15 protein-coding genes and 2 tRNA genes are annotated in these 24,841 nt (G+C 72.1%); 4 read left to right on the top strand and 13 right to left on the bottom strand.

The genetic code is table 11. From position 1 onward, the window contains the following. Positions 1–86: 86 nt before the first annotated feature. Together ABZX11_RS19435 and ABZX11_RS19430 are read right to left on the bottom strand one after the other, a co-directional pair. The gene (locus tag ABZX11_RS19435; protein WP_354914637.1) at positions 87–1,184 is read right to left on the bottom strand and encodes a hypothetical protein; all 1,098 of its coding nucleotides are present in this window, start codon (positions 1,182–1,184) and stop codon (positions 87–89) included. 135 nt (positions 1,185–1,319) lie between these two features. Further along, positions 1,320–1,733 (bottom strand): helix-turn-helix domain-containing protein, encoded by a 414-nt coding sequence (locus tag ABZX11_RS19430; protein WP_354914635.1) that lies wholly within the window; start codon positions 1,731–1,733, stop codon positions 1,320–1,322. Between the two features lie 153 nt (positions 1,734–1,886). Between ABZX11_RS19430 and ABZX11_RS19425 the strand changes: the two genes are divergently transcribed. Next, on the top strand, positions 1,887–2,297 hold the full coding sequence (locus ABZX11_RS19425) for a hypothetical protein (protein ID WP_354914633.1): 411 nt from the start codon (positions 1,887–1,889) through the stop codon (positions 2,295–2,297). 54 nt (positions 2,298–2,351) lie between these two features. Here the strand turns inward: ABZX11_RS19425 and ABZX11_RS19420 are convergent, their stop codons facing one another. The 3 genes from ABZX11_RS19420 to ABZX11_RS19410 form a co-directional block, all read right to left on the bottom strand. Beyond that, positions 2,352–2,516: a hypothetical protein gene (locus tag ABZX11_RS19420; RefSeq protein ID WP_354914631.1), complete on the bottom strand. Its 165-nt coding sequence runs from the start codon at positions 2,514–2,516 to the stop codon at positions 2,352–2,354. A gap of 129 nt (positions 2,517–2,645) precedes the next feature. Further along, on the bottom strand, positions 2,646–3,188 hold the full coding sequence (locus tag ABZX11_RS19415) for a type 1 glutamine amidotransferase domain-containing protein (protein ID WP_354914629.1): 543 nt from the start codon (positions 3,186–3,188) through the stop codon (positions 2,646–2,648). 87 nt (positions 3,189–3,275) lie between these two features. Beyond that, positions 3,276–4,829, bottom strand: a complete 1,554-nt coding sequence (locus ABZX11_RS19410; RefSeq protein WP_354914627.1) for a SpoIIE family protein phosphatase — start codon at positions 4,827–4,829, stop codon at positions 3,276–3,278. A gap of 139 nt (positions 4,830–4,968) precedes the next feature. Between ABZX11_RS19410 and ABZX11_RS19405 the strand changes: the two genes are divergently transcribed. Then, positions 4,969–9,642 (top strand): HAMP domain-containing protein, encoded by a 4,674-nt coding sequence (locus ABZX11_RS19405; RefSeq protein WP_354914869.1) that lies wholly within the window; start codon positions 4,969–4,971, stop codon positions 9,640–9,642. On the opposite strand, the gene ABZX11_RS19400 is transcribed toward ABZX11_RS19405, so the two are convergent. Further along, positions 9,597–9,667: transfer RNA gene (locus ABZX11_RS19400), tRNA-Gly, on the bottom strand. The genes ABZX11_RS19405 and ABZX11_RS19400 overlap by 46 nt on opposite strands. A 79-nt stretch (positions 9,668–9,746) precedes the next feature. Here ABZX11_RS19400 and ABZX11_RS19395 point away from each other — a divergent pair. Beyond that, a tRNA-Pro gene (locus tag ABZX11_RS19395) sits at positions 9,747–9,820 on the top strand. Positions 9,821–9,887: 67 nt separating this feature from the next. Here the strand turns inward: ABZX11_RS19395 and ABZX11_RS19390 are convergent. From ABZX11_RS19390 to ABZX11_RS19370, 5 genes are all read right to left on the bottom strand, one after another. Then, on the bottom strand, positions 9,888–10,478 hold the full coding sequence (locus ABZX11_RS19390) for an LppA family lipoprotein (RefSeq protein ID WP_354914625.1): 591 nt from the start codon (positions 10,476–10,478) through the stop codon (positions 9,888–9,890). Between the two features lie 14 nt (positions 10,479–10,492). After that, positions 10,493–12,187: an alpha/beta hydrolase gene (locus ABZX11_RS19385; RefSeq protein WP_354914623.1), complete on the bottom strand. Its 1,695-nt coding sequence runs from the start codon at positions 12,185–12,187 to the stop codon at positions 10,493–10,495. Then, positions 12,187–12,504 carry a DUF6317 family protein gene (locus ABZX11_RS19380; RefSeq protein ID WP_354914621.1) on the bottom strand — a complete coding sequence of 106 codons (318 nt, stop codon included), beginning with the start codon at positions 12,502–12,504 and terminating at the stop codon, positions 12,187–12,189. The genes ABZX11_RS19385 and ABZX11_RS19380 overlap by 1 nt, the downstream gene beginning before the upstream one ends. Positions 12,505–12,640: 136 nt before the next feature. After that, positions 12,641–13,390: an alpha/beta fold hydrolase gene (locus ABZX11_RS19375; protein ID WP_354914619.1), complete on the bottom strand. Its 750-nt coding sequence runs from the start codon at positions 13,388–13,390 to the stop codon at positions 12,641–12,643. After that, complete coding sequence (locus tag ABZX11_RS19370; RefSeq protein ID WP_354914617.1) at positions 13,387–14,181, bottom strand: NAD(P)H-binding protein; 795 nt, start codon at positions 14,179–14,181, stop codon at positions 13,387–13,389. The genes ABZX11_RS19375 and ABZX11_RS19370 overlap by 4 nt, the downstream gene beginning before the upstream one ends. 48 nt (positions 14,182–14,229) lie before the next feature. Here ABZX11_RS19370 and ABZX11_RS19365 point away from each other — a divergent pair, with 48 nt between their 5' ends. After that, positions 14,230–14,613 carry a helix-turn-helix domain-containing protein gene (locus ABZX11_RS19365; protein ID WP_354914615.1) on the top strand — a complete coding sequence of 128 codons (384 nt, stop codon included), beginning with the start codon at positions 14,230–14,232 and terminating at the stop codon, positions 14,611–14,613. 3 nt (positions 14,614–14,616) lie between these two features. On the opposite strand, the gene ABZX11_RS19360 is transcribed toward ABZX11_RS19365, so the two are convergent. Next, positions 14,617–16,185 carry a carbohydrate-binding protein gene (locus tag ABZX11_RS19360; RefSeq protein WP_354914613.1) on the bottom strand — a complete coding sequence of 523 codons (1,569 nt, stop codon included), beginning with the start codon at positions 16,183–16,185 and terminating at the stop codon, positions 14,617–14,619. Between the two features lie 110 nt (positions 16,186–16,295). Beyond that, on the bottom strand, positions 16,296–24,809 hold the full coding sequence (locus ABZX11_RS19355) for an SDR family NAD(P)-dependent oxidoreductase (protein WP_354914611.1): 8,514 nt from the start codon (positions 24,807–24,809) through the stop codon (positions 16,296–16,298). Positions 24,810–24,841: the final 32 nt, after the last annotated feature.

Genomic DNA, 24,841 nt, shown 5'->3' with positions numbered 1-24,841 from the left:
CTTCGGGGCCGAGCGGCCGGGTTGACGCCCGGCCGCCGCCAACCCCGCAGCCGGGAACCCGCGACCCGCCTGCCCCCAGGAACCGGCTACCCGAACGGCAGTTCCCGCCACGTCCTTCCCCCGTCCGTGGTCCGGTACACCGCCGACCCGCCCGACGCGTCCGGCTGGCCGTCCACCACGACGCCGACGCCCCTGCCCGGGAAGTCCAGGTCGGTCAGCGCGAACCCCCGGTCGGACAGCTCCGCCGTCGTCCACGTGTGGCCGCCGTCGGCCGTGGTGTGCAGGAACCCGACTCCGCCGGCCACCGCCGCCACCGTTGCCGACTTCGGGGACGATGCCGCGAAGCCCTGGTTGATGCCCGCGAACGGGGCCGCGTCCGTTCCGCTGAACCGCGCTCCGAGCTGCGGGGCGTGCCGCAGCTGCCGTTCGGTCGAACCCGGCTGGGGCGAGCCCGGGCTGCTGCTGCACAACGCCACCACCTGCCCGTCGCGGACCGCGCTCAGCGAGGCCACCTGCCCCTCCGGGCACGGCGGGTCGGCCGGGGCGAACCGGACGCCGTCGCGGGAGGTCCAGTACTGCTCGGTGCCGTAGTCGGCCCCGAGCGCGATCTGCAGACCACCTCCGACGGCCAGGTCGCCGTAGGTGAGGCCGCCCGTCGCGGAGAACCCGGGCACCGGGACCAGCGCCGGCGAACCCGCGGCCCCCGAATACAGCCGGGTCGAGCCGCGGCCATCGCCGTAGCTGGTGAGCAGGGCGAAGACGCGGCCGCCGGTCTCGGCGATCTTCGACAGGTAGTACGGCTCCCGGGCCCCGGCCGGCGTGACCGGCTGCCAGCTGACGCCGCCGTCGCGGGTCGTCAGGACGTGCACGCCGTCCTCGACGTACGCCACCCGGTCACCGAACACCCGCAGCGCGACGTGGTTGTGGTTGTCCGGCAGCGCCATCGGCGGCGCACCCAGCCGCCGCCAGTGCCGTCCGGCGTCGGTCGTGCCCAGCAGCACCGGGCACCACGTCCCGGCGCACGGCCGGTACCCCAGGACGTACCCCCGGTCCGGGCCGGTCCAGCTCGTCGACGCGGGCTGGAACCCGGACGGGACCACGGGTTCGGCGGTCGCGGGCGAGGCGAACGCGGCGAGGAGGGCGATGACGGACACCAGCAGCGCAGCGCGCCGGGGAGTTCTCATGATCACCTGACGTCCCGTGCGCACCACGGGTTGCCCTCCGCGCGCCGGTTGCGCCGCCCGGCTCAGCGCCCTGCCGCCGCCCGGGCGCCGAGCCCGGTCCGGACGTCTCCCGCGCGACGCGGACCGCGGTGGCGGTCAGGCCAGGTTTTCCGTAACCGAGGCGACCCAGCGCAGCAGATCGGCCCCGGCGGCCAGGTCGCCGAGCACGATGATCTTCATCGTGGCGCGCTCCCCGTCGTGGATGGTTTCGACGCGCAACGGCCGCTCGTCGCCGTCGCGGGGCCCGTTGACCGAGGCCGCGATCCGGTCGGCCGCCGCCCGGTCGACGCCGGCGATCTCGACGACCCCGGACAGCTCCGCCACCGGCGCCGCGGCCCGCTCGGCCACCGGCAGCCCGGTGAAGGCCGCCAGGTCCGCGGCCGCGATCCGGTACTGCTTGCCGATCCGGACCGCCTTCAGCCGACCGTCCCGGACGTAGTTCCGGACCGTCCGGACGTGCAGCCCGAGCTTCGCGGCGACCTGTTCGACGGAGTAGAGGTCCTGGGTCATACCCCTCCTCGCATTCCCCAAACGACCCTATCACGCGCCGATTAGGGAAGTTTGCGGAGTCGACGGTTCGCTCACCCGAGTGACGGGTACTCCCCGGTGTCACTCAAGTCCGCCCAGATACGTCCACATCGGACAGTCGAAAGGACGCCGACGATGCCGTATCCCCCGCCCCCGGAGCCGTACGGAACGCCGTACGAGCCCGCCCCCACCGAAGAAATCGTGGAGCGCACCCACCCGCGGATCCGGGCCGTTCGCACGGTCAACGCCCTCATCCACCTGGTCTGCGCGGTGTTCGCGCTGGTCTTGGCCGTGCACATCGTGCTGGTGCTGGGCGGGGCGAACTCGGCGAACGGCTTCGCGCACCTGATCTCGGAGTGGTCGGCGGGCGTTTCGCTCGGCCTGCGGAACCTCTTCACGCCGGATTCGGAGGGGTTGCGGACGTTCCTCAACGACGGCCTCGCCGCCGTTCTCTGGCTCGTCATCGGCGCCATCCTGACCGACGTCATCGCCCGGATCGGCATCCCCGGCCCGCGGCGCGTCTGGTACCGGCGCAGCTACCGCTGACCCACGTGAGAAGGCCTCCCCCGCCGCGGCGGGGGAGGCCTTCTCACGTGTTCGTCAGCCTCGGGGCTGTTCGGCAGCCGGTTGAACGGGCTCCCGCTCGGGCTCGGGCAGCGCCTGGCCGGCGGGCTCGCCACCGCGGGGAGCGGGAACGCCCTCGGCGGCGATCGCGTCGAAGTGTTCACGGCACCAGCGGCCGTAGCGCCTTGCGTGCACAGTCATCGCGTCCACCTCCTCTCCGCGGGCGATCCTCGTCACACCATCAGCGTCCTCCGCCGCGGGGCCGAACGCCAACAGATTTAAGCCGGACTTAACAGACACGAACGGGTGACGTCCACAAAGGACGCGCGGTCAGCCCGCGAACTCGCGCACGACCGCCTGGCAGAACGCCGGCAGGTCGTCCGGGTTGCGGCTGGAGACCAGTCCGTTGTCCACGACGACCTCTTCGTCGACCACCGTGGCGCCGGCGTTGCGCAGGTCCGTCCGGATGCTCGGGTAGGACGTCAGCGTGCGGCCACGCACGACATCCGCTTCGGCGAGCGTCCACGGACCGTGACAGATCACCCCGACCGGCTTGCCCGCGCGCACGAAGTCGCCGACGAACTTGACCGCGGCGGGGTCGGTGCGCAGGTGGTCGGGGTTCATCGTGCCGCCGGGCAGCAGCAGCGCGTCGAAGTCGCCGATTCCGACGTCGGCGACCTTCCGGTCCACCGGGAACCGGTCGCCCTTGTCGATGTCGCCGTTCATCGCCTGGATTTCACCGGTGTCCAGCGAAACCAGCTCGACCGTCGCGCCCTCGTCGAGGACGGCCTGGCGCGGCTTCTCCAGCTCGACCTGTTCGACGCCGTCCGCGGCCAGGATCGCGACCCGGCGTCCTTGCAGTGCGTTCGCCATGGGGCTCCTCCGTCGGAAAATCTGAGTGCACCGGGGTGATTACCCCCTCGCGACGGCGTCAAACTCAGTCCATTGAGGACGGTGCAATCAGTCGACGCATTCCACGGCGAGCACGGCGATATCGTCGTGTGCGGAGCTGCCGAGCCAGTCGCGAACGGACTGCCGCAGCTGCCGCACGACTTCGCGCGCCGGCTCGCCCGCCGCCGCCGTGAGCACAGCGCGCAACCGGTCGTCTCCGAAGAGTTCCGTCTGGTCGCGCCGGTTGCGGGCTTCGGTGATGCCGTCGGTGTACAGCAGGCAGACGTCTCCGCGCTCCAGCCGGACCTCCGCCTCGGCGAACCGGGCCTGCGGCGAGATGCCGACCAGCGTGCCCGGCACGGTGACCTCCTCGACCACGCCCGACCGGCGGAGGATCAGCGGCGCCGGGTGGCCGCCGGAGGCCAGCGTCAGGCCGACGCCGCCATCGGACGGCCGGGCCGTGCCCAGCACGAGGGTGGCGAACCGGCTGCTGCCGCCGGCGATGAGCAGCTCGTTGAGCAGCCGCAGCAGGGTGCGGCCGTCGCGTTCGACCATGGCGAGCGCGGTCAGCGCGTGCCGGACCCGGCCGGTCAGGGCCGCCGCCTCCGGCCCCTTGCCGCAGACGTCGCCGAGCACCAGGAACGCGCTGCCGTCGTCGTGGGGCAGCACGTCGAAGAAGTCGCCGCCGACGGTGAGCACCCCGCCCGCCGGCTCGTACCAGGTCTCGAACCGGGCGCCGTCGAGCTCCGGCGGGTCGACCGGGCGCAACGTCGTCTCCAGGCCGCGGGTCGCCTCTTCCTGCCGGGCGTAGCGCTGGGCGTTGGCCAGCGCCGTCCCGGCCGCGACGGCGAATTCGGCCACCGCGCGGGACTGCTCGGCGCCGAAGCCGGCGTCGCCGTGGCGGCCCAGCAGCAGGGCGCCGGTGACCTCGGCGCTCGCGCTCGGGCCGAGCGAGACGACCGACACCTCGGCGTGCCCTTCGAGCCGGTCGGCGACCACCGACGGCAGGGTGGCGACCTCGGGCGCGGGCAGCGGGGCCTGCTGCGGCGGCCCGGTGGCCCCGAACGTCGCCGCCAGCACCGGCGCGACGTGCGGTGCGACCCGCCGGATCCGGCCGTGGCCCTGCGCGGCCGGGCGCTCGCAGCTCCACCACTCCCACCGGCCGCGGGTGGTCGGCAGCAGCACGAACACGGTCTCGGCCAGCGCGGACGCGGCCAGCTCGGCGATCACCCGGGCGGTGCCGTGCCGCCCGCGCGCGGCGGCCAGCCGGGGGCCGGCCTCGGCCAGGAAGTCGCCGACGCGCCGCTGCGGGACGTCGTCGGCGGGGACGGTCCAGGCGTGCCAGCCGCCGGGCAGCGCGCGGATCCGCGCCGGACGGCGGAGCCCGGCCACGTCCAGGTGACCTGCGGTTTCGGTGACCGGGTGCAGCTGCGGTCCGGTGTCCCCGGTCAGCGCTCGCGCGGCCGGGTTAGCCCAGCGCACCGCGCCCGTGGCGTCCTGCAGGAACACCGCGTCGCGGACGTCTTCGAGGGCCGCTCGGGTGAAGGCGTCGATGCCCGGCGGCCCGCCGTCACCGGTCACCGGCGGCAGGGCCGCCGAGGCCGGGGCCGGACGTGACACCATGCACGGACCTCCTGCCTCCGGACTGCTGTCGCACGGCTACCGCGTGAGCGGGCGGGCTGGCTCGAAGTGTAGGGCGAAGCATGGCACGCTGGGTCGACGACCATGGCTGGCGCATGCGTGGTGGAGAGGGTCGGCACACATGACAACGGAATCCCAGAGCGAGGCGGCCGCGCTCGAGCGGGTGCTCGTGGCGGTGCGGGATCTCGGGGACGGCAACTTCCGCCGGCGGCTCGTCCCGCACGGCGACGGCATCTCGGCGCAGCTCGCGGTCGCGTTCAACGACATCGCCGAGCGCAACCAGCGGCTGGTCAGCGAGCTGCTGCGGGTTCGCGCGGCCGTCGGCCAGGAGGGCAGGCTCAGCGAGCGGCTCGAAGGCCAGGTCGGCCCGGGCGGCTGGACCACCGCCGTCGACGCGGTGAACGGCCTGGTCGAGGACCTCACCCGGCCGGCGATCGAGCTGGAGCGCGTGCTCGGCGGGGTCGCCGACGGCGACCTGTCCCAGCCGATGACCCTCACCCTGGACGGGCGCCCGCTGCAGGGCGCGTACGCCACACTGGCGAAGACGGTCAACGGCCTCATCGCGCAGCTGTCGCGCTTCGCCGCCGAAGTGACCAGGCTCTCCCGCGAGATCGCGGGTGAGGGACGTCTCGGCGGCCAGGCCGTCGTCCCGGGCGTGTCGGGCACCTGGCGCGACCTGACCGACTCGGTCAACTTCATGGCCGACAACCTCACCGAGCAGGTCCGCAACATCGCCCAGGTCACCACCGCCGTCGCGCGCGGCGACCTGACCCAGAAGATCAACGTCGACGCCCGCGGCGAGATCCTCGAGCTCAAGAACACCATCAACACGATGGTCGACCAGCTCTCGGCGTTCGCCGACGAGGTCACCCGGGTCTCCCGGGAGGTCGGTTCGGACGGCAAGCTCGGCGGCCAGGCGCAGGTGCCGGGCGTCGCCGGGACGTGGCGCGACCTCACCGACTCGGTCAACCTGATGGCCGACAACCTCACCGACCAGGTCCGCGGGATCTCGCAGGTGGCGACCGCGGTGGCCAACGGCGACCTGACGAAGAAGATCGACGTCGACGCCCGCGGCGAGATCCTGCAGCTGAAGAACACGCTGAACACGATGGTCGACCAGCTCTCGGCGTTCGCCGGCGAAGTCACCCGGGTGGCGCGCGAGGTCGGCAGCGAGGGCAAGCTGGGCGGGCAGGCCGAGGTGCCGGGCGCGGCCGGGACGTGGCGCAGCCTCACCGACTCGGTCAACCAGATGGCCGACAACCTCACCGACCAGGTCCGGAACATCTCGCACGTCACCACGGCGGTGGCGAAGGGCGACCTGACCCAGAAGATCACCGTCGACGCCCGCGGCGAGTTCTTCGAGCTCAAGACGACCATGAACACCATGGTGGACCAGCTCTCCGCGTTCGCCGACGAAGTCACCCGGGTGGCGCGCGAGGTGGGCACCGAGGGTCAGCTGGGCGGCCAGGCGCAGGTCCCCGGCGTCGCCGGCACGTGGCGCGACCTGACCGGGTCCGTGAACTTCATGGCGAACAACCTGACCACCCAGGTCCGCAACATCGCCCAGGTCGCGACGGCCGTCGCGCGCGGCGACCTGACCCAGAAGATCGCGGTCGACGCCCGCGGCGAGATCCTCGAGCTCAAGACCACGCTCAACACGATGGTGGATCAGCTGTCCGCGTTCGCCGACGAAGTCACCCGAGTGGCGCGCGAGGTCGGCACCGAGGGCAAGCTCGGCGGCCAGGCCACCGTGCCCGGCGTCGCCGGGACCTGGAAGGACCTCACCGACAACGTCAACTCGATGGCGAACAACCTGACCGACCAGGTCCGGAACATCGCCACGGTGACGGCGGCGGTGGCGAAGGGCGACCTGACCCAGAAGATCACCGTCGACGCCCGCGGCGAGATCCTCGAGCTCAAGACCACGCTCAACACGATGGTGGATCAGCTGTCCGCGTTCGCCGACGAAGTCACCCGAGTGGCGCGCGAGGTCGGCACCGAAGGCATCCTCGGCGGCCAGGCGCGCGTGCGCGGCGTCGCCGGCACCTGGAAGGACCTCACCGACAACGTCAACGTCATGGCCGACAACCTGACCGACCAGGTCCGCAACATCGCCACGGTGGCGAGCGCGGTGGCCAACGGCGACCTGTCGAAGAAGATCCGGATCGAGGCCCAGGGCGAGGTCGCGGCGCTGGCCGAGACGCTGAACGGGATGGTCGAGACGCTGCGCGCGTTCGCCGACGAGGTCACCCGTGTCGCCCGCGAGGTCGGCACGGAAGGCATCCTCGGCGGCCAGGCGCGGGTGCCCGGCGTCGCCGGGACGTGGAAGGACCTGACCGAGAACGTCAACTTCATGGCGCACAACCTGACCAGCCAGGTGCGCAACATCTCGCAGGTCACGACGGCGGTCGCGAAGGGCGACCTGACGAAGAAGATCGACGTCGACGCCCGCGGCGAGATCCTCGAGCTGAAGACCACGATGAACACGATGGTCGACCAGCTCTCGGCGTTCGCCTCCGAGGTCACGCGGGTCGCCCGCGAGGTCGGCACCGAAGGCAAGCTGGGCGGCCAGGCCGAGGTCGACGGCGTGTCCGGCACCTGGCAGCGGCTCACCGAGAGCGTGAACCAGCTGGCCGGGAACCTGACCACGCAGGTCCGCGCGATCGCCCAGGTGGCGACGGCGGTGACGGCCGGCGACCTGACCCGGCACATCACGGTCGACGCGTCCGGCGAGGTCGCGGACCTCAAGGACAACATCAACCAGATGATCGCGAACCTCAAGGAGACGACGAGGACCAACCGCGAGCAGGACTGGCTGAAGACGAACCTCGCCCAGCTGTCCGGGCGGATGCAGGGCCACCGCGACCTGGCGTCGGTCGCGGCGCTGATCCTGTCCGAGCTGGCCCCGCTGGTCCGGGCCCAGCAGGGCGCGTTCTTCCTGGCCCGCGACGACGACCGCGACGGCACGGTGCTGGAGTGCATCGCCGCGTATGGACTGGCGCAGTCCCGCGCCGGGCTGCGGTTCGCGATGGGCGAGTCGCTGATCGGGCAGGCCGCCGTCGACCAGCGCACGGTGCTGGTCCACAACGCGCCGCCGGAGTACGCGCTGATCTCGTCCGGCCTGGGCTCGGCGGCACCGGTGAACCTGATCGTGCTGCCCGTGCTGTTCCAGGGCGAGGTGCTCGGGGTGCTGGAGCTGGCCTCGGTGAACGAGTTCAGCACGGTCCACCAGGACCTGCTGGAGCAGCTGCGGCACACGATCGGCGTCAACGTGAACACGATCCTGTCGAACTCGCGGACCGAGGCGCTGCTGACCGAGTCGCAGCGGCTGGCCCAGGAGCTGCGGGCCCGGTCGGAGCAGCTGCAGGCCCAGCAGGGCGAGCTGCGGCGGTCGAACACCGAGCTGGCCGAGAAGGCCGCGCTGCTGGCGCAGCAGAACCGCGACATCGAGGTCAAGAACAGCGAGATCGAGCAGGCGCGGCAGGAGCTGGAGGAGCGCGCCGGGCAGCTGACGGTGGCGTCGCAGTACAAGACCGAGTTCATGGCGAACATGTCGCACGAGCTGCGGACGCCGTTGAACAGCGCGTTGATCCTGGCGAAGCTGCTGTCGGAGAACCCGGAAGGGAACCTGACGGAGAAGCAGATCCAGTTCGCGAAGACGATCTACGCGGCCGGGTCGGACCTGCAGCAGCTGATCAACGACATCCTCGACCTGGCGAAGGTCGAGGCGGGCCGGCTGGACCTGCAGATGACGGACATCACGCTGCCGGAGCTGGTGGACTACGTCGAATCGCTGTGCCGGCCGCTGACCGCGGACAAGGGCCTGGAGTTCGCGGTCCACATCGACCCGCCGGTGCCGGGCAGCGTCCACACCGACGAGCACCGCCTCCAGCAGATCCTCCGGAACCTGCTGTCGAACGCGGCGAAGTTCACCGACGAGGGCGGCGTCCGCCTGCACATCCGCGCGGCCGACCCGGCGGAGGTGGAGCAGGAGTCGCTTCGCAACGCCCCCGGGATCATCGCGTTCGCGGTCGAGGACACCGGCATCGGGATCCCCGAGGAGAAGCTGGCGGTGATCTTCGAGGCGTTCCGCCAGGCGGACGGCACGACGAGCCGCAAGTACGGCGGCACGGGTCTGGGGCTGAACATCAGCCAGCAGCTGACGGAGCTGCTCGGGGGCGAGCTGCGCGTGGTGAGCGAGCCGGGCGTGGGTTCGACGTTCACCCTGTACCTCCCGGTGGCGGCGGCCAACCTGGTGGACCCGGCGTTGACGGCGCTGTCCTCCCCCCGGCTGCCACCGGTGCCGAGCACGGTCCTGGTGGCGGCCCCGGACGTCAGGCCGAAGCGCTTCCACGGCGAGAAGGTCCTGATCGTCGACGACGACCTCAGGAACGTGTTCGCCCTGGCGGCGGTCCTGGAGCAGGCGGGCCTGGAGGTGATCTACGCGGAGACGGGCGTGGACGGCATCCGGGCGCTGGAGCGCAACGAGGACACGGCGCTGGTCCTGATGGACGTGATGATGCCGGAGCTGGACGGCAACGCCACGATCGCGGCGATCAGGGCAGAAGCGGCGAACGCGGACCTGCCGGTGATCGCGGTCACAGCGAAGGCAACGGCGGAGGACAGGGCCCGGACGCTGGCGAGCGGGGCGGACGACTACATCACGAAGCCGGTGGACACGGACAAGCTGCTGGACGTGATCGCGGCGTCCTTGGAAGCGGACGCCGCGTCGACCCGTGACGTTTCCGGAGCGGGTGACGGGAATCGAACCCGCGTAGCTAGTTTGGAAGACTAGGGCTCTACCATTGAGCTACACCCGCGTGCCCCCGGAGGTACCCGGGTGCGTGGCCAGCTTAGCGTGACCCGCTAGGCTGATCACACACCCCCCTGGGGGTGTGCCGGGATGTGGCGCAGCTTGGTAGCGCATCCGCTTTGGGAGCGGAGGGTCGCAGGTTCAAATCCTGTCATCCCGACCGGATAGGCCTGTTCTGCACGCCCGGCGATCGCCGGGCGTGTTTGGGCACTTTCTGTCATCATCGGCTAGCGTCGCGTTGTCGCGGCCGCTCCGATCCGCCCCTTCGCCTCGGTGGTCAGGTGGCAGCCCGTTTCGATCGAGATGACCGTGGTCGTGCCCGAGGAGAGCGCGAGCGCGGCTCCGTACTGGTCCTTCAGCTCGAACTCGAACGTGGGCGGGTTGTTCGTCTGCACCCCCGGTTTGGTGAACCCGTAGCCCGCGCCCACTTCCGTGGCGATTCGCTTCGCGTCAGCCCATTGCTCGCCGGAGATACCTCGGGGTGCGGTGAGGAAGCTGAGGAACGTGCGCACGGCGTCACGGCTGTCGACGCCGGGGAATTCATTGGCGCAGCCGGACTGGCGACCGTCGTGCTTGTCGACCCAGCCGGTGATGCCGAGGCCTTCGGTCAGCTTCGTCTGCAGTGTCTTGCGGGCTTCTTCGTAGCGGGTGACGGCCTCGTCGATCGTCGGCCGCCGCAGGAGTTCGGCGTACTGCTGCTGGCTGGGCACTGTGGTCTCCGATGACGGCGTTCCGAGGTATCGATCGCCGCTGTCGCAGGCCGCGAGCAGCAGGGCGCCCGCGACCACCGCGGCGGCCGACAAGGATTTGGTCAGCATGGAAGCCATCTTCCCTACCGCGCGGGTACGGCAAGCTGCGGCATGCCTGCCACGATGGCCGCGATGTTGTGTTTGCTGGTGGTGTCGGTGCCGTCCGGCAGCGCGCGGGTGTACTCGCTGTGTCCGGTCGACGCGGCCAGAGGGCTGCCGTCCGAGCCGGTGGCAGCGCCGGCTGACAGTTGGGTCATGCCGTCCATGGCGTAGGGGGCCGTGCCGTAGCGCCAGGTTTCCGGCACCCATTGCGCGACGGGGTCACCGGCCGCCGTGATGTTGTAGGTGTGCCCGGTGGGCACTTTCAGGTCGCGGGCGGTGTTGTCGATGCCGAAGTGGTCCGCCACCCCTGGAGAGCCGAACACCACGGCGTCATCCACGCCTGTGCCGCCGTGGGTCAGGCTGACGCCGGTGACGATGGAGCCCTGCGAATGGCCGAGCGCGGTGAAGTGCGGGTCGGTCGGCCGGGACGCGTTGATGCCCTGGTCGAACCGCGCCAGCTTGGCGCCGCCGGTGTCGGCGTTCTCGCCGGTGATGAGCCCCGCCAGCGAGCCCTTGTCGTCGAATGATGATGGCTCGTAGCCGATCCACGTCACGGTGGCGACGGTACCGCCGCCTTGGGTGGCGAGCATCCGCTCCGCGCTGCGCTGGACGCCGTCCATGTCGTCGACGTAGCCGTGCATGTTGCCGTCCACGGTGCTGTTCATGCCGGGGGTGAAGACGGCGACGTGCTGCGCGGTGTCGACATCACCGTTGGCGATGGCGGCCTTGGGGTGGTCGCCGGTCATGTCCACGGACATCAGCTGGCGGTGGGAGTTCAAGCTGCCGTCCGGGTTGTGCATCATGCCGGCGATCGCGTCGAGCGCTTTGAGCCGTTCTTCGACGCGGACGATTTCGCCGGCGTCGCCCACGTCCCGGCGCAGCTTGTCGAGTTCGGCGGTGAAGCTGCGCCTCTCCTGCTCGACGAGAGCCAGATTGGCTTTGCTGCGGTCGGCGGCCTTGATGCCGTCCCGGTTGCCGACCCAGTCGGGATGCCGGGCGATCAGTTGCTGCCGTTCCTTGTCCGACAGTGCCGCCCACCAGGCTGCGTTCATGGAGGGGTCCGCGTCCACCGCCGGCGGAGGCATGATCGAGGAGATCGCGATCGCCTCGCCGGAGTTACCTGCGGCGGCCAGGCTCGTGTGCTCGTTGTCGTTGGTTGTGGCGTCGATGACCTGGCCGGCCTGGATCAGGTCAAGCACTGCGCACAGGTCTTCGTCGACATTCGTCGCCTGCCGCAGGACTTCCTCGACTCGGTCCTTCAGCTCCTCGGCGATCCGGTTGCGTTCTTCGGCGACGACTTCCCGCTGTTCTTCGGGGACGTCGGGCGCGCCATTGTCCACGATCGCGCCGTCACCGGCGATGGCGAAGTGGTTGTGCGCCGCGATCGCCTCGGCTTCCTTGACACCGTTCTGCACGCCCGTGATGGCGTCACCGACGTCGCCCACTTTCCGGCGCAGGGCAGCGAGATCAGCCGCGTACTCCTCGAGGCCGTCGATGATCCCGTTGACCTCGGCGGCCGCCGCGGAGGCCGCCTCACCGTGCCAACCCTCGGGCGTGTTGACATCCCGGAGGTCGTCCGAGCATGCCACCAGCTTGTTGTAGGCGGTGTTGATGTTGTCGACCGCGTTCTGCAGGACGGCGGGATTCCACCGCGTCACGTCAGACCAAACGACCATCAGCTTGCCTTCACCGGTCCCACGGTCCGCGTGGACAGATCCGCGGCGGCTGCCGATTCTTGCGCTGCATAATGGTCGGCCGCTTTCGCCATGTTGCCCGCGTGCGTGTCAAGGCGGGATTCGAATCCTTGCTGCCGGTACACCAAGGCGTGTTTGACTTCGGCCATCTTCAGCGCGGCCCGCGACCCCGGCATGCCCAGGTCACCACTGGGTATGGCAGCCGCACACCCCGCGCCGCGTAGTCCGTCGGCCACCCGCCCGGCCGCTTCGCCGGTGTGGCGGATCTTTGCAATCACCACCTGGTAACCCGTGCTCACAATGCCCTCCCCGGTATGTGGCAGCCCCGTCACTCTAAGGCATGACATTTCGCGGGAACAACCGTGCGAAGGCAGGTGGGGGCAGGCGAAACGCAATTCGGGCGGATCTACGCAGGCGCCTCCTGAGTAGTACTACTCAAGCCTTCGTCAGCCAGGTCGACAACGCCTGCGCGAGTGCTTCCGGCTGTTCCTCCGGCGTGTGGTGCCCCGCCTTCTCCGGACGTCGAACCACCTCCAACGAGGCGAAGTTCCTCTCGCACCACTCCACCATCGACGGCGTCAGCATCGTGTCGAAACCCGGCTCGAACGTCACCAGCAGCTTGGGAACCTCCGCGGAAGACCCCAGCCACCGGTCGAACGCCTCGATCCGGGCGACCACCGATGCCGGCGAGCCGCCCAGGGGCATCGAGCGGGCCCACTGCAGCAGGGGACGCTCGAACGTCGTCGCGTACTCCGGCGGCAGACCCGGCAAGAAGCCGCCGAGCGCGCCTCCATCCTTGATCGCCCGGAACACCTCTGCCCCCGCCGGTGGGAACTCCTCCCACGTCATCGGCTTCACCACGGCCTCCGTGAAGGCCAACGCGCGCACCCGCGCGGGGTGCCGGGACGCCCAGTCCGCCGCCAGTGCGCCACCCCAGTCGTGGCCGACCAAGACCACGTCGGTCAAGGACAACGAATCGAACCACTCGTCCAGGTAGCGGGCGTGATCCTCGAACGTGTAAGCGATGTCCGGCCGCGGGGACTCCCCCATGCCGATCAAGTCCGGGGCCAGCACCCGGCCCGGCAGGGACGGCATCACGTTGCGCCACAAGTAAGACGACGTCGGATTGCCGTGCAGCAACACCACCGGCGCCCCGGAACCCGAAGAACGGTGAGCCAGCGTCACTTGAACGCCCCCGCGAAGCGCGACGCCCACTCCGCGAACGGGCGCGGCGGGCGGCCCAAGACGGCGGCGATGTCCGGACTCACCCGCTGCTCCTCCGGCGTCGGCGAGCCGAGAACATCCAGCGTCACGGCCACCACCTCCGGCGGCATGAAGCCCGACATGACAGCGCGAGCCTCGTCGCGCGTCTGCGGAACGAAGCGCACCGGCTCGCCCACGGCCGCGCCGATCGCCGCCGCCTGGTCGCGGGGGGTGATCGGGGCGGGGCCCGTCAGCACGTACGACTTGCCCGCGTGCCCCTCCGCGCGCAACGCCACCGCCGCCACCGCCGCGATGTCCTCCGGGTCCACCACCGGCAGCGCCACGTCCCCGAACGGCGCCACCACCTCGCGCGACGATCGCACGCTTTCCGCCCACTGCAGTGCGTTCGACGCGAACGCGCCCGGCTGGAGCAGTGTCCACTCCAGACCCGAGCGGCGTACCGACTCCTCCGTCACCGCCGGGTGGCGGCCGGTCGGCACGCCCTGGGACGACAGCACCACCACCTTGCGCACGCCCGCCGCTGCCGCGCGGGCGAGGACGTCGTCCAGGGGCACGAACGCGCCCGACACCATCAAGAACGCCGACGCGACGCCCGAAAACGACACCGACCCCAGATCTCCCTGCCGCACCACGACTCCCGGCGGGGCCGAGGTGATCCGGCGGGACACCGCCGTCACCTCTTCGCCCGCCTCCGCCAGCATCCGGACCAGCGGTGTTCCGACATTTCCCGTCGCTCCCACAACCATGATCATGGGAAAGACGCTACATTCGGGGTGATAGTAGGTACCTAGAGGAAAGTAATGGCCGAAGACGTGAAAGTGACCGAGACCACACCCGAGTTGGCCTGCCCGATCGCCCCGGTCGTCGACATCGTCTTCAGCCGGTGGACGACGCCGATCCTGTGGGCGCTCAACGAGTTCGGGCGCCAGCGGTTCGTCGAACTCGAGCGCCGCATCACCACGATCACCCCGAAGGTGCTCACCCAGCGGCTGCGGCAGCTGGAGCGGGACGGCCTGATCACCCGCACCTACCACGCCGAGGTCCCGCCACGCGTCGAGTACGAGATCAGCGAGCTCGGCCGCAGCCTCGGCCCGCTGTTCGCGTCGCTCACCGAGTGGTCGGGCAACCTCGGCAAGGTCGAAGCGGCCCGGCGGAGCTACGACGAACGCAACTCCGCCAGGTGACGGCTACGGCGCAACGTCCAGGTAGTCCAGGTTGGCCGGCCCGTCGGCCGTCGTCGCGGTCACGCGGACGGTGTGCGAGCCCGACGGCAGCGACAGCGACCTGGCCACCGTGCTCCACGTCGTCCAGGCGCCGGTCCCCGGGAAGGGCACGCCCGCCGCGACCACCGTGCCGTCCACCGCGATGTCCACCGGACGCGCCGCCGTGGTGCCGTTCGCGTAACCGAACGTCAGCGTCGACGCCGGGCCCGTGACCTGCCATTCCACGTAGCTGCCGACGGCGTTCGCGCCGTTCGCGAAGCCGGTCCCGGAGAAGCCCGCGTGGTTGGAGTCGATCGTCCCGCCCGCCGAAACCGTGGCCGACTCGGCTTCGTAGCGCGTCGCGCCACCGGCGCGCGACACCCGGTACAGCACGGTCGCATGGGAGGGCACCGACGCGCTGATCGTCCCCGAAGTGCTCCGCACAGCCTTGCTCCACAAGTCCTTCAGCGTGTACGAGGACGCGCTGCCGATCCCGGTCGCGGACGCGGTCGTGCTGATCGTCGCCGTCGCGGCCGTCTCGTTGGACAGGGCCACCGCGCGGTCGCCGTTGGCCAGCACCTTGCTGTACACGACCAGGCCGCCGCTCGCGCTCAGCACCGTCGCCTGCTTGCCCAGCGGGTCCTGGTCGAGGGCGATGACGTCGGTGTTCTTGAGGATCGCGAAGTTGTCGTCGGACACCTTGCGCAGGTCGCTGCCGATCAGCAGCGGGGCGGCCATCATCGCCCACAGGCTGAAGTGCGTGCGGTACTCCGCCGTGGTCATGCCGCCGTTGCCGACCTCCAGCATGTCGGGGTCGTTCCAGTGGCCGGGGCCGGCGTACTGCGCGAGGCCGCGGTTGGTCTGCGCCTTCGAGATCATGCTCGACCACTTGTCGGAGATGTCACCGGTGGTGCGCCACAGGTTCCCGACCGGCTCGGCCCAGGTCCACGGCTTGTTCTGGCCCCATTCGCAGATCGAGTACGCGATCGGGCGGCCGGACTTCGCGAGGGCGTCCCGCATCGCCTTGTACCGCTGCTGCGCGTCGACACCCTGGTTGTTGCAGTTGTCGTACTTCAGGTAGTCGACGCCCCAGGAGGCGAACAGGTTCGCGTCCTGCTGCTCGTGCCCCAGCGCGCCGGGAAAACCCGCGGTGTTGCAGGTCTTCGTGCCGGCGCTGGTGTAGATGCCGAACTTCAGGCCTTTCCCGTGCACGTAGTCGGCGAGCGACTTGATGCCGCCCGGAAACCGCGCCGGGTCCGGCACCAGGTTCCCCGCCGAGTTGCGGGACGGCAGCGCCCAGCAGTCGTCGATGTTGACGTACGTGTAGCCGGCGTCCTTGAGGCCTTTGCTGACGAAGGTGTCCGCGATGCCCTTGATCATCGCCTCGTTGAACTCGGCGCGGCACTGCGTCGAGTTCCAGTTGTTGAAGCCCATCGGCGGCGTGCGCAGCAGGCCGTTTTCGAGGGCCGACGCCGTGGGCGCACCCAGGACGAGACCGCTGGCCGCGATGGCGAAGGCGGCCGCCGCGCTCGCGGTGCGCCGGAGTGAGGACATGCGTGCTCCCGGAGGTGAGGTGGAGGACCTCCGGTTAGTAAAAGTTCCTTCCAATCAGGCCGTCAAGGTCTGCTGCACGAAACATCAGATATGACGTCGGATCATCCCGGTCACCGGCACGGCACGGGCAGTTCCTCCACCAGCCACGTGTGGAGCCGCCGGGCCGCGTCCGCGACGTCCGCCCCCGCTTCCAGGGTGAGGGCCGGCACCCGCGGCTCGGTGACCGCGGCGCCGAACAGCCGCAGGTAGGCGCCGACGGCCGTCAGCTCGGCGTCGGGCACGGTCTCGGACAGCTCGTCGAACTCCACCCCCGCCGGGCCGGCCAGGACCACGCCGGTCGCGCCCGCGGCGTCCGCCACCGCGGCGGCGAGCAGCGCGCCCGAGCCGGAGCCGAGCACGACGAACGGCTCGCCGTCCGCCTGGTCGCGGATCGCTGCGGCCGCCGTCGTGACCAGGGTGTCCAGGTCTGCGGGCGCGGGCGTCTCGCCGTCGAAGCCCGGGGCGGGCACCAGCCACGTCTCGCGGACGCCGTCGAAGCGCGCGGTGACGTCCTCGCACCACCGGGTCGAGCCGGTCAGCGTGCCGAACGCGAACAGCAGCGGCCGGGCCGCGCCCGTCGTCGCGCGCCGGAGCCGGGGCGTCCACGGCGACGCGGGGAGGAACTGCGCGGCGGTGCTCAGGAACGTCCGGAACTCGGCCGTGCGGCCGGTTTCCCTCGCCGTCCGGAGCAGGGTGCCCAGCGAGCCACCGGGATCGGCCGCGGGCAGGGGGACGTCGGCGAGCAGGTGCGCGGCCAGCTCGGCGACCGTCGGGTAGTCCCAGACCAGCGCGGCGGGCAGGTCGAGGCCGGTCGCCGCGCTGATCCGGTTGCGCAGCTCGACGACACCGAGGGAGGTGAACCCGAGGTCGGCGAACGCGGACTCCGGCTCGACCGCGTCGGCGGACGGGTGCCCGAGCGTCGCCGCGACCTCCGCCCGGACCCAGTCGAGCAGCCACGCCGGGCGGTCGGCGGCCGGCAGGGCGGCCAGCCGTCCGGTGATCGGCTCGGCCTCCGGCGCCTCGGCCGCCTCGGGGACCACCGTCTCCGGCAGGACCAGGTCCAGCCAGTAGCGGGTCCGCTGGAAGGCGTAGGTGGGCAGGTCGACGCGGCGGGCGCCGGGGAAGAACGCCGTCCAGCCGACGTCCACCCCGCGGACGTGCAGCGTGCTCAACGCCGAGAGCAGTGCGCTCTCTTCGGAGCGGTCGCGCCGCAACGCCGGGACGGCGACGCCGTCTTCGCCCAGGGTTTCCCTGGCCATCGCGCTGAGCACGCCGTCCGGGCCCAGCTCCAGGAACGTCGTGACGCCCTCGGTTTCGAGGGTCCGCACGGCGTCGGCGAACCGGACGGTCTCCCGCACGTGCCGTACCCAGTACTCCGCCGTGAACGGCTCAGCGAGAGCACCGCTCACATTCGAGAGCACCGGAAGCTGCGCCGGGTGGTAGGTCAGCGACTCCGCGACCGCGCGGAACTCCGCCAGCATCGGGTCCATCAACGGCGAATGGAACGCGTGGCTCACCGAAAGCCGTTTCGTCTTCGGGAAGCGAGCCGCGATCGCCAGCACCGCGGCCTCCTCGCCCGAGATGACCACCGACGCCGGGCCGTTCACGGCGGCGATCGAGACGCCTTCGGTCAGCTCGATGCCGGACTCCGGCGCGGCGATCGACACCATCGCCCCACCGGCGGGCAGGGCCTGCATCAGCGACGCCCGGGCCGAGACCAGCCGGCACGCGTCTTCGAGGGACAGCACCCCGGCCACGTGGGCCGCGGAGATCTCGCCGATCGAATGCCCGGCCACGAAGTCCGGGCGCACGCCGAACGACTCGACGAGCCGGTACAACGCGACCTCGACGGCGAACAACGCGGGCTGGGTGAATTCGGTCCGGTCGAGCAGCTCGGCGTCGGCGAGGGCCTCGCGCAGCTTCGGGTCGAAATGCGCGAGCACAGCTTCGAAAGCGGCGGCGAAGGCCGGGAACCGCTCGGACAGCGAACGCCCCATGCCCACGCGCTGCGCACCCTGGCCGGTGAACAGCACCGCGAGCCGGCCGGGCCGTTCGCGGCCGGTCACCACGGTGGCCGCGGACCGGCCGTCCGCCAGCGCGGCCAGCCCGGCGGACAGCTCTTCGGCCGTGGTGCCGTGGACCACGGCCCGGTGCGCGAACCGGCTCCGCGACGAAACCAGCGACCACCCGATGTCGGCGGGGTGCTCGGTGACGTCCAGCAGCCGGGCGGCCTGCGCCCGCAACGCCGCTTCGCTGCGGCCGGACAGCACCCACGGCAGCAAACCGGTTTCCCCGCGGGGAGCCGCCACCGGAGCCAGCGAAGGCGCCTCTTCGAGGATCGCGTGCGCGTTCGTCCCGCTGACGCCGAACGACGACACCCCGGCCCGGCGCGGCCGGTCGGCCACCCAGTCGCGCGACTCGGTCAGCAGCTCCACCGCACCGGCCGACCAGTCCACATGGGACGACGGCGCGTCGACGTGCAGGGTCGCAGGCAGCACGCCGTGCCGCATCGCCATGATCATCTTGATCACGCCGGCCACCCCGGCGGCCGCCTGCGTGTGCCCGATGTTGGACTTCAGCGAGCCGAGCCACAGTGGACTCACCCGGTCCTGGCCGTAGGTCGCCAGGATGGCCTGGGCCTCGATCGGGTCGCCCAGCGTGGTGCCGGTGCCGTGCCCTTCGACGACGTCCACTTCGGACGGCTCCAGCCCGGCTCCGGCCAGCGCGGCGCGGATCACGCGTTGCTGCGAGGGGCCGTTCGGGGCGGTCAGGCCGTTGGACGCGCCGTCGGAGTTGACCGCCGTGCCGCGGACCACGGCGAGCACCGGGTGCCCGAGCCGCCGGGCGTCGGAAAGCCTTTCCACGGCCAGGATCCCGGCCCCTTCGCCCCAGCCGGTGCCGTCGGCCGCGTCGGCGAAGGACTTGCACCGGCCGTCGGCGGCGAGGCCGCGCTGGCGGCTGAAGTCGATGAACACGCCCGGCGTCGAAAGCACGGTCACCCCGCCGGCCAGCGCGAGGTCGCACTCCCCCTGCCGCAGCGCCTGGCACGCCAGGTGCAGGGCGACCAGCGACGACGAACACGCCGTGTCCACCGTGATCGCCGGCCCTTCCAGGCCGAACGCGTAGGCGATCCGGCCTGACACCACGCTGGCCGAGCTGCCGGTGCCGAGGAAGCCCTCGACCCCTTCGGGCACGGCGAGCGGCCGGGACGCGTAGTCGGAGTACATCACGCCGGTGAAGACGCCGGTCCGGCTGCCGCGCAGCGAGTCCGGGTCGATGCCGGCGCGTTCCAGTGCCTCCCAGGAGGTCTCCAGCAGCAGCCGCTGCTGCGGGTCCATGGCGAGCGCCTCGCGGGGCGAGATGCCGAAGAAGCCCGCGTCGAAGTCGGCGGCGTCGTGGAGGAACGCGCCTTCCTTGGCGTAGCTGGTGCCCGGGTGGTCCGGGTCGGGGTCGTAGAGGGCGTCGAGGTCCCAGCCTCGGTCGTCGGGCAGGCCGGCGACCGCGTCACGGCCCGCGGCGACGAGGTCCCACAGGTCTTCCGGGCTCCGGACGCCGCCGGGGTAGCGGCAGCCGATGCCGACGACGACGATCGGGTCGCCGGAGACCCGGCGCTGCGGCACCGCCACCGAAGCCGCCTCCCCGGACACCCGCTCGAGCACGTGCCGGGTGAGCGCCTGCGGGGTCGGGTGGTCGAAGACGAGCGTCGCGGGCAGCCGCAGGCCGGTCTCGGCGGCGAGCCGGTTGCGCAGCTCCACCGCGGTCAGCGAGTCGAAGCCGAGTTCCTTGAACGCGCGCGCCGGGTCGACGGCGGCGCCGGACGCGTACCCGAGCACGCCCGCGACGAGCCCGCGGACGAGGTCGAGCACCTGCCGGACGCGGTCGTCCGCCCCCAGTCCCGCCAGCCGCTGCGCGAACGACGACGTCGCGACCGCCGCCGTGGCCTGCCGCCGGGCCGGGGGCAGCAGGCCGTGCAGCAGCGCGGGTGTCACCGGACGGCGCCGGAGCGCCGCGAGTTCGAGCCGGACGGGCGCGAGCACCGCCTGGTCCGCGGCGACGGCCCGGTCGAACAACGCCAGGCCGAGCTCGGTGTCCAGGGGTGTCATGCCCGCGCCGGCCATCCGCTGCCGGTCGCCGTCGGCCAGGTGGCCGGTCATCGAGCTGGCTTCGGCCCACAGCCCCCAGGCCAGCGAAACGGCGGGCAGCCCCCGGGCGCGGCGGTGCTGGGCGAGCGCGTCGAGGAACGCGTTCGCGGCGGCGTAGTTGGCCTGGCCCGCGCCGCCCATGGTGGCGGCGAAGGAGGAGAACAGGACGAACGCGGAGAGGTCCGAGGTCAGTTCGTGCAGGGCGAGTGCCGCTTCGGCCTTGGGCCGCAGGACCGCGTCGAGGCGCTCCGGGGTGAGGGATTCGACGACGCCGTCGTCCAGCACGCCGGCCGCGTGGACGACCGCGGACACGCGGTGCCCGGCCAGTGCCGCCGCCAGCTGCGCGCGGTCGGCGACGTCGCAGGCGACCGCGGTCGCGGTGGCGCCCAGCCCGGCGAGTTCGCCGGCGAGCTGCGCGGGTTCGCGGCGGGACAGCAGCAGGAGCCGCCGGACGCCGTGGTAGGTGACCATGTGCCGGGCGATCAGGCCGCCGAGCAGGCCGGACGCGCCGGTGATCAGCACTTCGCCGTCGCCCCAGTCCGGTGCTCCGTCCGAAGTGGACGCCCGGGCCAGCCGCGGGGCCCGCCACTTCCCGGCGCGCCGGGCCAGCTGGGGTTCGCCGAGCGGCAGTTCCGCCGGGACCTCGTCGGCGTCGACGAGCACGAACCGGCCGGGGTTCTCGGCCTGGGCCGAGCGCACCAGGCCGGTCACGGCCGCGGCGGCGAGGTCGGTGACGTCTTCGCCGTCGGCCGAGACCGCGCCGGTGGTGTGCAGGACCAGGAGCCCGTCGCCGGCGAGCCCGTCCTGGAGCCGTGCGAGGACCTCCGCGGTCACCTCCCGGACCGGGCCGCCGGAGACGCGGAACACCTCGAACTCGCCGGTCACCTCGGTGCCGGTGACCTCGGGCCAGGTGACCTCGAAGAGCGCGTCGGGCCGCGTCGTTTTCGCGGGCGTGCGCAGTGCAAGGGACCGCACCGCACCGACCGGGGCGCCGGTTTCGTCGGCGAGGGTCAGCGCGACCGCGTCCCCGGGCCCCGGCGTGAGGACGACCCGCAGCACGGTGGCACCGGACGCGGTCAGGGAGACGCCGCTCCAGGCGAACGGCAGTTTCGGCCCGTCTGCACCCGCGGAGGGCGCCCCGAGCCCGGCCGCGTGCAGGGCCGCGTCCAGCAACGCCGGGTGCAGCCCGAACCGGCTCGCGTCGGCCCGCTGCGGCTCGGGCAGCTCGACCTCGGCGAACACGTCGGTGCCGCGGGTCCACACCGCACGCAGCCCGCGGAAGGCCGGGCCGTAGTCGACGCCGGTGGCCGCCATGGCCGGGTAGAAGCCGTCGAGCTCGACCGGCGTGGCATCGGCGGGCGGCCAGGCGTCGACCCGCTCGACGGTGGGAGCGGCCTCGGTCAGCAGGCCGGTGGCGTGCCGGGTCCACGGGGTGAACTCGTCCGGGCGGGAGTGGATCGCGAGTTCGCCGTCCTCCCCCACCGAGACCTGGACGTGCACGCCGCCCTGCGCGGGCAGGACCAGCGGCGCTTCCAGGGTCAGCTCGTCCAGGGCGGGCCGGCCGGCCTGGTCGCCGGCGCGCAGCGCCAGCTCGACGAACGCCGTGCCCGGGAACAGCACCTCCCCGCCGACGCGGTGGTCGGCCAGCCACGGCAGGCTGTGCAGCGAAAGCTTGCCGGTGAGGACCGTGCCGCCGGAGCCGGCCAGTGCCACGACCGCGCCGAGCAGCGGGTGCCCGGCCGGGGCCAGGCCGAGACCGGCGGCGTCGCCGGCCGAGACCAGCCGCGGCCAGTAGCGCTCGTGCTGGAAGGCGTACGTCGGCAGGCCGGTGCGGCGGGCGCCGGGGAACGCGTCGTCCCACCGGACGTCGACACCGGTGACCCAGGCTTCGGCCAGGGACGTGTGGAACCGGGCGAGGCTGCCTTCCCCACGGCGCAGCGAGCCGAGCGCGGTCACGTCGTCGCCGCCGATCGCCATGGTCAGCACGGGGTGCGGCGAGGCTTCGACGAACGTGCGGAAGCCCTGGCCGGTCAGCGCGGCCACGGCGGTGTCGAGCCGGACCGCGCGGCGGAGGTTGGTGTACCAGTACTCGGCGTCCAGCTCGGGACCGTCGAGCCAGGCGCCGGTGACCGTGGAGAAGAACCCGGTCGTGGCCCGGCCCGGCCGGACCGGGGCCAGGACCTCGAGGAGGCGTTCGCGGATCCGTTCCACCTGCGGCGAGTGCGAGGCGTAGTCCACCGGGACCCGCTTCGCGCGGACGTCGGTGCAGGACGCGACCAGTTCGTCGAGGGCGTCCGGCGTCCCGGAGACGACCACGGCGGCCGGGCCGTTGATCGCGGCGATCGACAGCCGCTCGCCCCACGGCGCGATCCGGGCCGCCACCGCGTCGGCGCCCTCGGCGATCGACACCATGCCACCCTGCCCGGCCAGCGCGAGGATCGCCTGGCTGCGCAACGCCACCACCCTTGCACCGTCCTCGAGGGACAGCGCGCCGGACACGACGGCGGCGGCGATCTCGCCCTGCGAGTGCCCGACGACCGCGGCGGGCTCCACACCGTACGAGCGCCACAGCTCGGCGAGCGAGACCATCACGGCGAACAGCGCGGGCTGCACGACGTCGACCCGCTCCAGCTGCGCGGCGTCGCGGATGACGTCCGTCAACCTCCAGTCCACGAAGGACGATAAAGCTTCCGCGCATTCGGCCATCCGCGCGGCGAAGACCGGCGACTCGGCGAGCAGGTCCACGGCCATCCCGGCCCACTGCGAACCCTGGCCGGGGAACACCATCGCGACCTTGCCCGCGGCGGCCGTCCCCTTGACGACGGTGGGGGCCGGGACGTCCCCGGCCAGCGCGGCGAGCCCGGCCGACAGCCCGTCGCGATCACCGATCACCACCGCGCGGTGGTCGAACGCGGACCGCGTCGTCGCCAGGGACAGCCCGACGTCCCCGGACGGCGCCTCGACACCGGCGAGCGCGGCGGCCTGGGCCCGCAGGGCTTCCGGCGACCGGGCCGACAGCACCCAGGGCACGACCCGGCCGGGTTCGTCGGGGCCGGTGGCGGGCCGATCCTCGGCCGGCGCTTCCTCCAGGATGGTGTGCACGTTGGTGCCGCTCATGCCGAACGCCGACACCGCCGCCCGGCGCGGCCGGTCCGACGGCCACGCCCGGCGCTCGGTGAGCAGCTCGACCGCCCCCGCCGACCAGTCCACCTGGGACGAGGGCCGGTCGACGTGCAGGGTCGGCGGCAGCACGCCGTGCCGCATCGCGAGGACCATCTTGAGCACCCCGGCCACCCCGGCCGCCGCCTGGGTGTGCCCGAGGTTGGACTTCACCGAGCCCAGCCACAGCGGCGTGTCCCGCTCCTGGCCGTAGGTCGCCAGCAGCGCCTGTGCTTCGATCGGGTCGCCCAGCGTGGTGCCGGTGCCGTGCGCCTCGACGACGTCGACGTCCGAAGTGGACAGACCGGCGTCGGCCAGCGCGGCGCGGATCACCCGCTGCTGCGAAGGACCGTTCGGAGCCGTCAGTCCGTTGGACGCGCCGTCGGAGTTCACCGCCGAACCGCGCACCACCGCCAGGACCGGGTGGCCGTTGCGGCGGGCGTCCGCCAGCCGTTCGACGACGACCATGCCGCTGCCCTCGCCCCACGAGGTGCCGTCGGCGGCTTCGGCGAACGCCTTGCAGCGGCCGTCCGGAGCCAGCCCGCGCAGCCGGCTGAACGCGATGAACGAGCCCGGCGTCGGCAGCACGGTGACGCCGCCGGCGAGGGCGAGGTCGCACTCCCCCTGCCGCAGCGCCTGCACCGCCAGGTGCAACGCGACCAGCGACGACGAGCACGCCGTGTCGACGGTGAGCGTCGGGCCCTCGAAACCGAACGCGTAGGCAACGCGTCCGGAAAGGACACTCGCCGCGTTGCTCGTCGCGAGGTGCCCTTCCAGCGCCTCGGCGGAGCTGAGCATGAGGGTGCCGTAGTCCTGGCCGTTGGAGCCGACGAAGACACCGGTCCGGCTGCCCTTCAGCGACGGCGGCCGGATGCCCGCGTCTTCCAGTGCTTCCCACGACGTCTCCAGCAGCAGCCGCTGCTGCGGGTCCATGGCCAGTGCTTCACGCGGGGAGATGCCGAAGAACCCGGCGTCGAAGTCCGCGACCCCGTCGAGGAAGCCGCCTTCGCGCACGTACGACGTCCCGGGGGCTTCGGGGTCGGGGTCGTACAGCGACCCGAGTGCCCAGCCGCGGTCCTCGGGGAAGCCGGAGATCGCGTCCCGGCCGCCCTCGACCAGGTCCCACAGCTGCGCCGGGGTGCGGACCCCACCCGGGAACCGGCAGCCGAGGCCGACGATCGCGACCGGCTCGGTCGCCTGCGCCTCCTGGAGCCGGCGGCGGGTGTCCTGCAGATCGGCCGTGACCCGCTTGAGGAAGTAGCGGAGCTTTTCCTCGTTGTCCATCGTCTTCTCACTCCGTAGGTCGCGGGCGCCGG

The organism is Amycolatopsis sp. NPDC004169, assembly GCF_040610315.1.
Taxonomy (GTDB): Bacteria; Actinomycetota; Actinomycetes; order Mycobacteriales; family Pseudonocardiaceae; genus Amycolatopsis.
Note: the sequence above shows the minus strand (reverse complement) of the source record. Positions and strands in the feature narration are given on the sequence as shown.

Coding starts and splice junctions, on each gene's coding strand:
- ABZX11_RS19405 (WP_354914869.1), top strand. CDS start 4,969: ATGACAACGGAATCCCAGAGCGAGGCGGCCGCGCTCGAGCGGGTGCTC.
- ABZX11_RS19390 (WP_354914625.1), bottom strand. CDS start 10,478: ATGCTGACCAAATCCTTGTCGGCCGCCGCGGTGGTCGCGGGCGCCCTG.
- ABZX11_RS19420 (WP_354914631.1), bottom strand. CDS start 2,516: ATGACTGTGCACGCAAGGCGCTACGGCCGCTGGTGCCGTGAACACTTC.
- ABZX11_RS19385 (WP_354914623.1), bottom strand. CDS start 12,187: ATGGTCGTTTGGTCTGACGTGACGCGGTGGAATCCCGCCGTCCTGCAG.
- ABZX11_RS19425 (WP_354914633.1), top strand. CDS start 1,887: ATGCCGTATCCCCCGCCCCCGGAGCCGTACGGAACGCCGTACGAGCCC.
- ABZX11_RS19370 (WP_354914617.1), bottom strand. CDS start 14,181: ATGATCATGGTTGTGGGAGCGACGGGAAATGTCGGAACACCGCTGGTC.
- ABZX11_RS19435 (WP_354914637.1), bottom strand. CDS start 1,184: ATGAGAACTCCCCGGCGCGCTGCGCTGCTGGTGTCCGTCATCGCCCTC.
- ABZX11_RS19365 (WP_354914615.1), top strand. CDS start 14,230: ATGGCCGAAGACGTGAAAGTGACCGAGACCACACCCGAGTTGGCCTGC.
- ABZX11_RS19430 (WP_354914635.1), bottom strand. CDS start 1,733: ATGACCCAGGACCTCTACTCCGTCGAACAGGTCGCCGCGAAGCTCGGG.
- ABZX11_RS19415 (WP_354914629.1), bottom strand. CDS start 3,188: ATGGCGAACGCACTGCAAGGACGCCGGGTCGCGATCCTGGCCGCGGAC.
- ABZX11_RS19360 (WP_354914613.1), bottom strand. CDS start 16,185: ATGTCCTCACTCCGGCGCACCGCGAGCGCGGCGGCCGCCTTCGCCATC.
- ABZX11_RS19410 (WP_354914627.1), bottom strand. CDS start 4,829: ATGGTGTCACGTCCGGCCCCGGCCTCGGCGGCCCTGCCGCCGGTGACC.
- ABZX11_RS19355 (WP_354914611.1), bottom strand. CDS start 24,809: ATGGACAACGAGGAAAAGCTCCGCTACTTCCTCAAGCGGGTCACGGCC.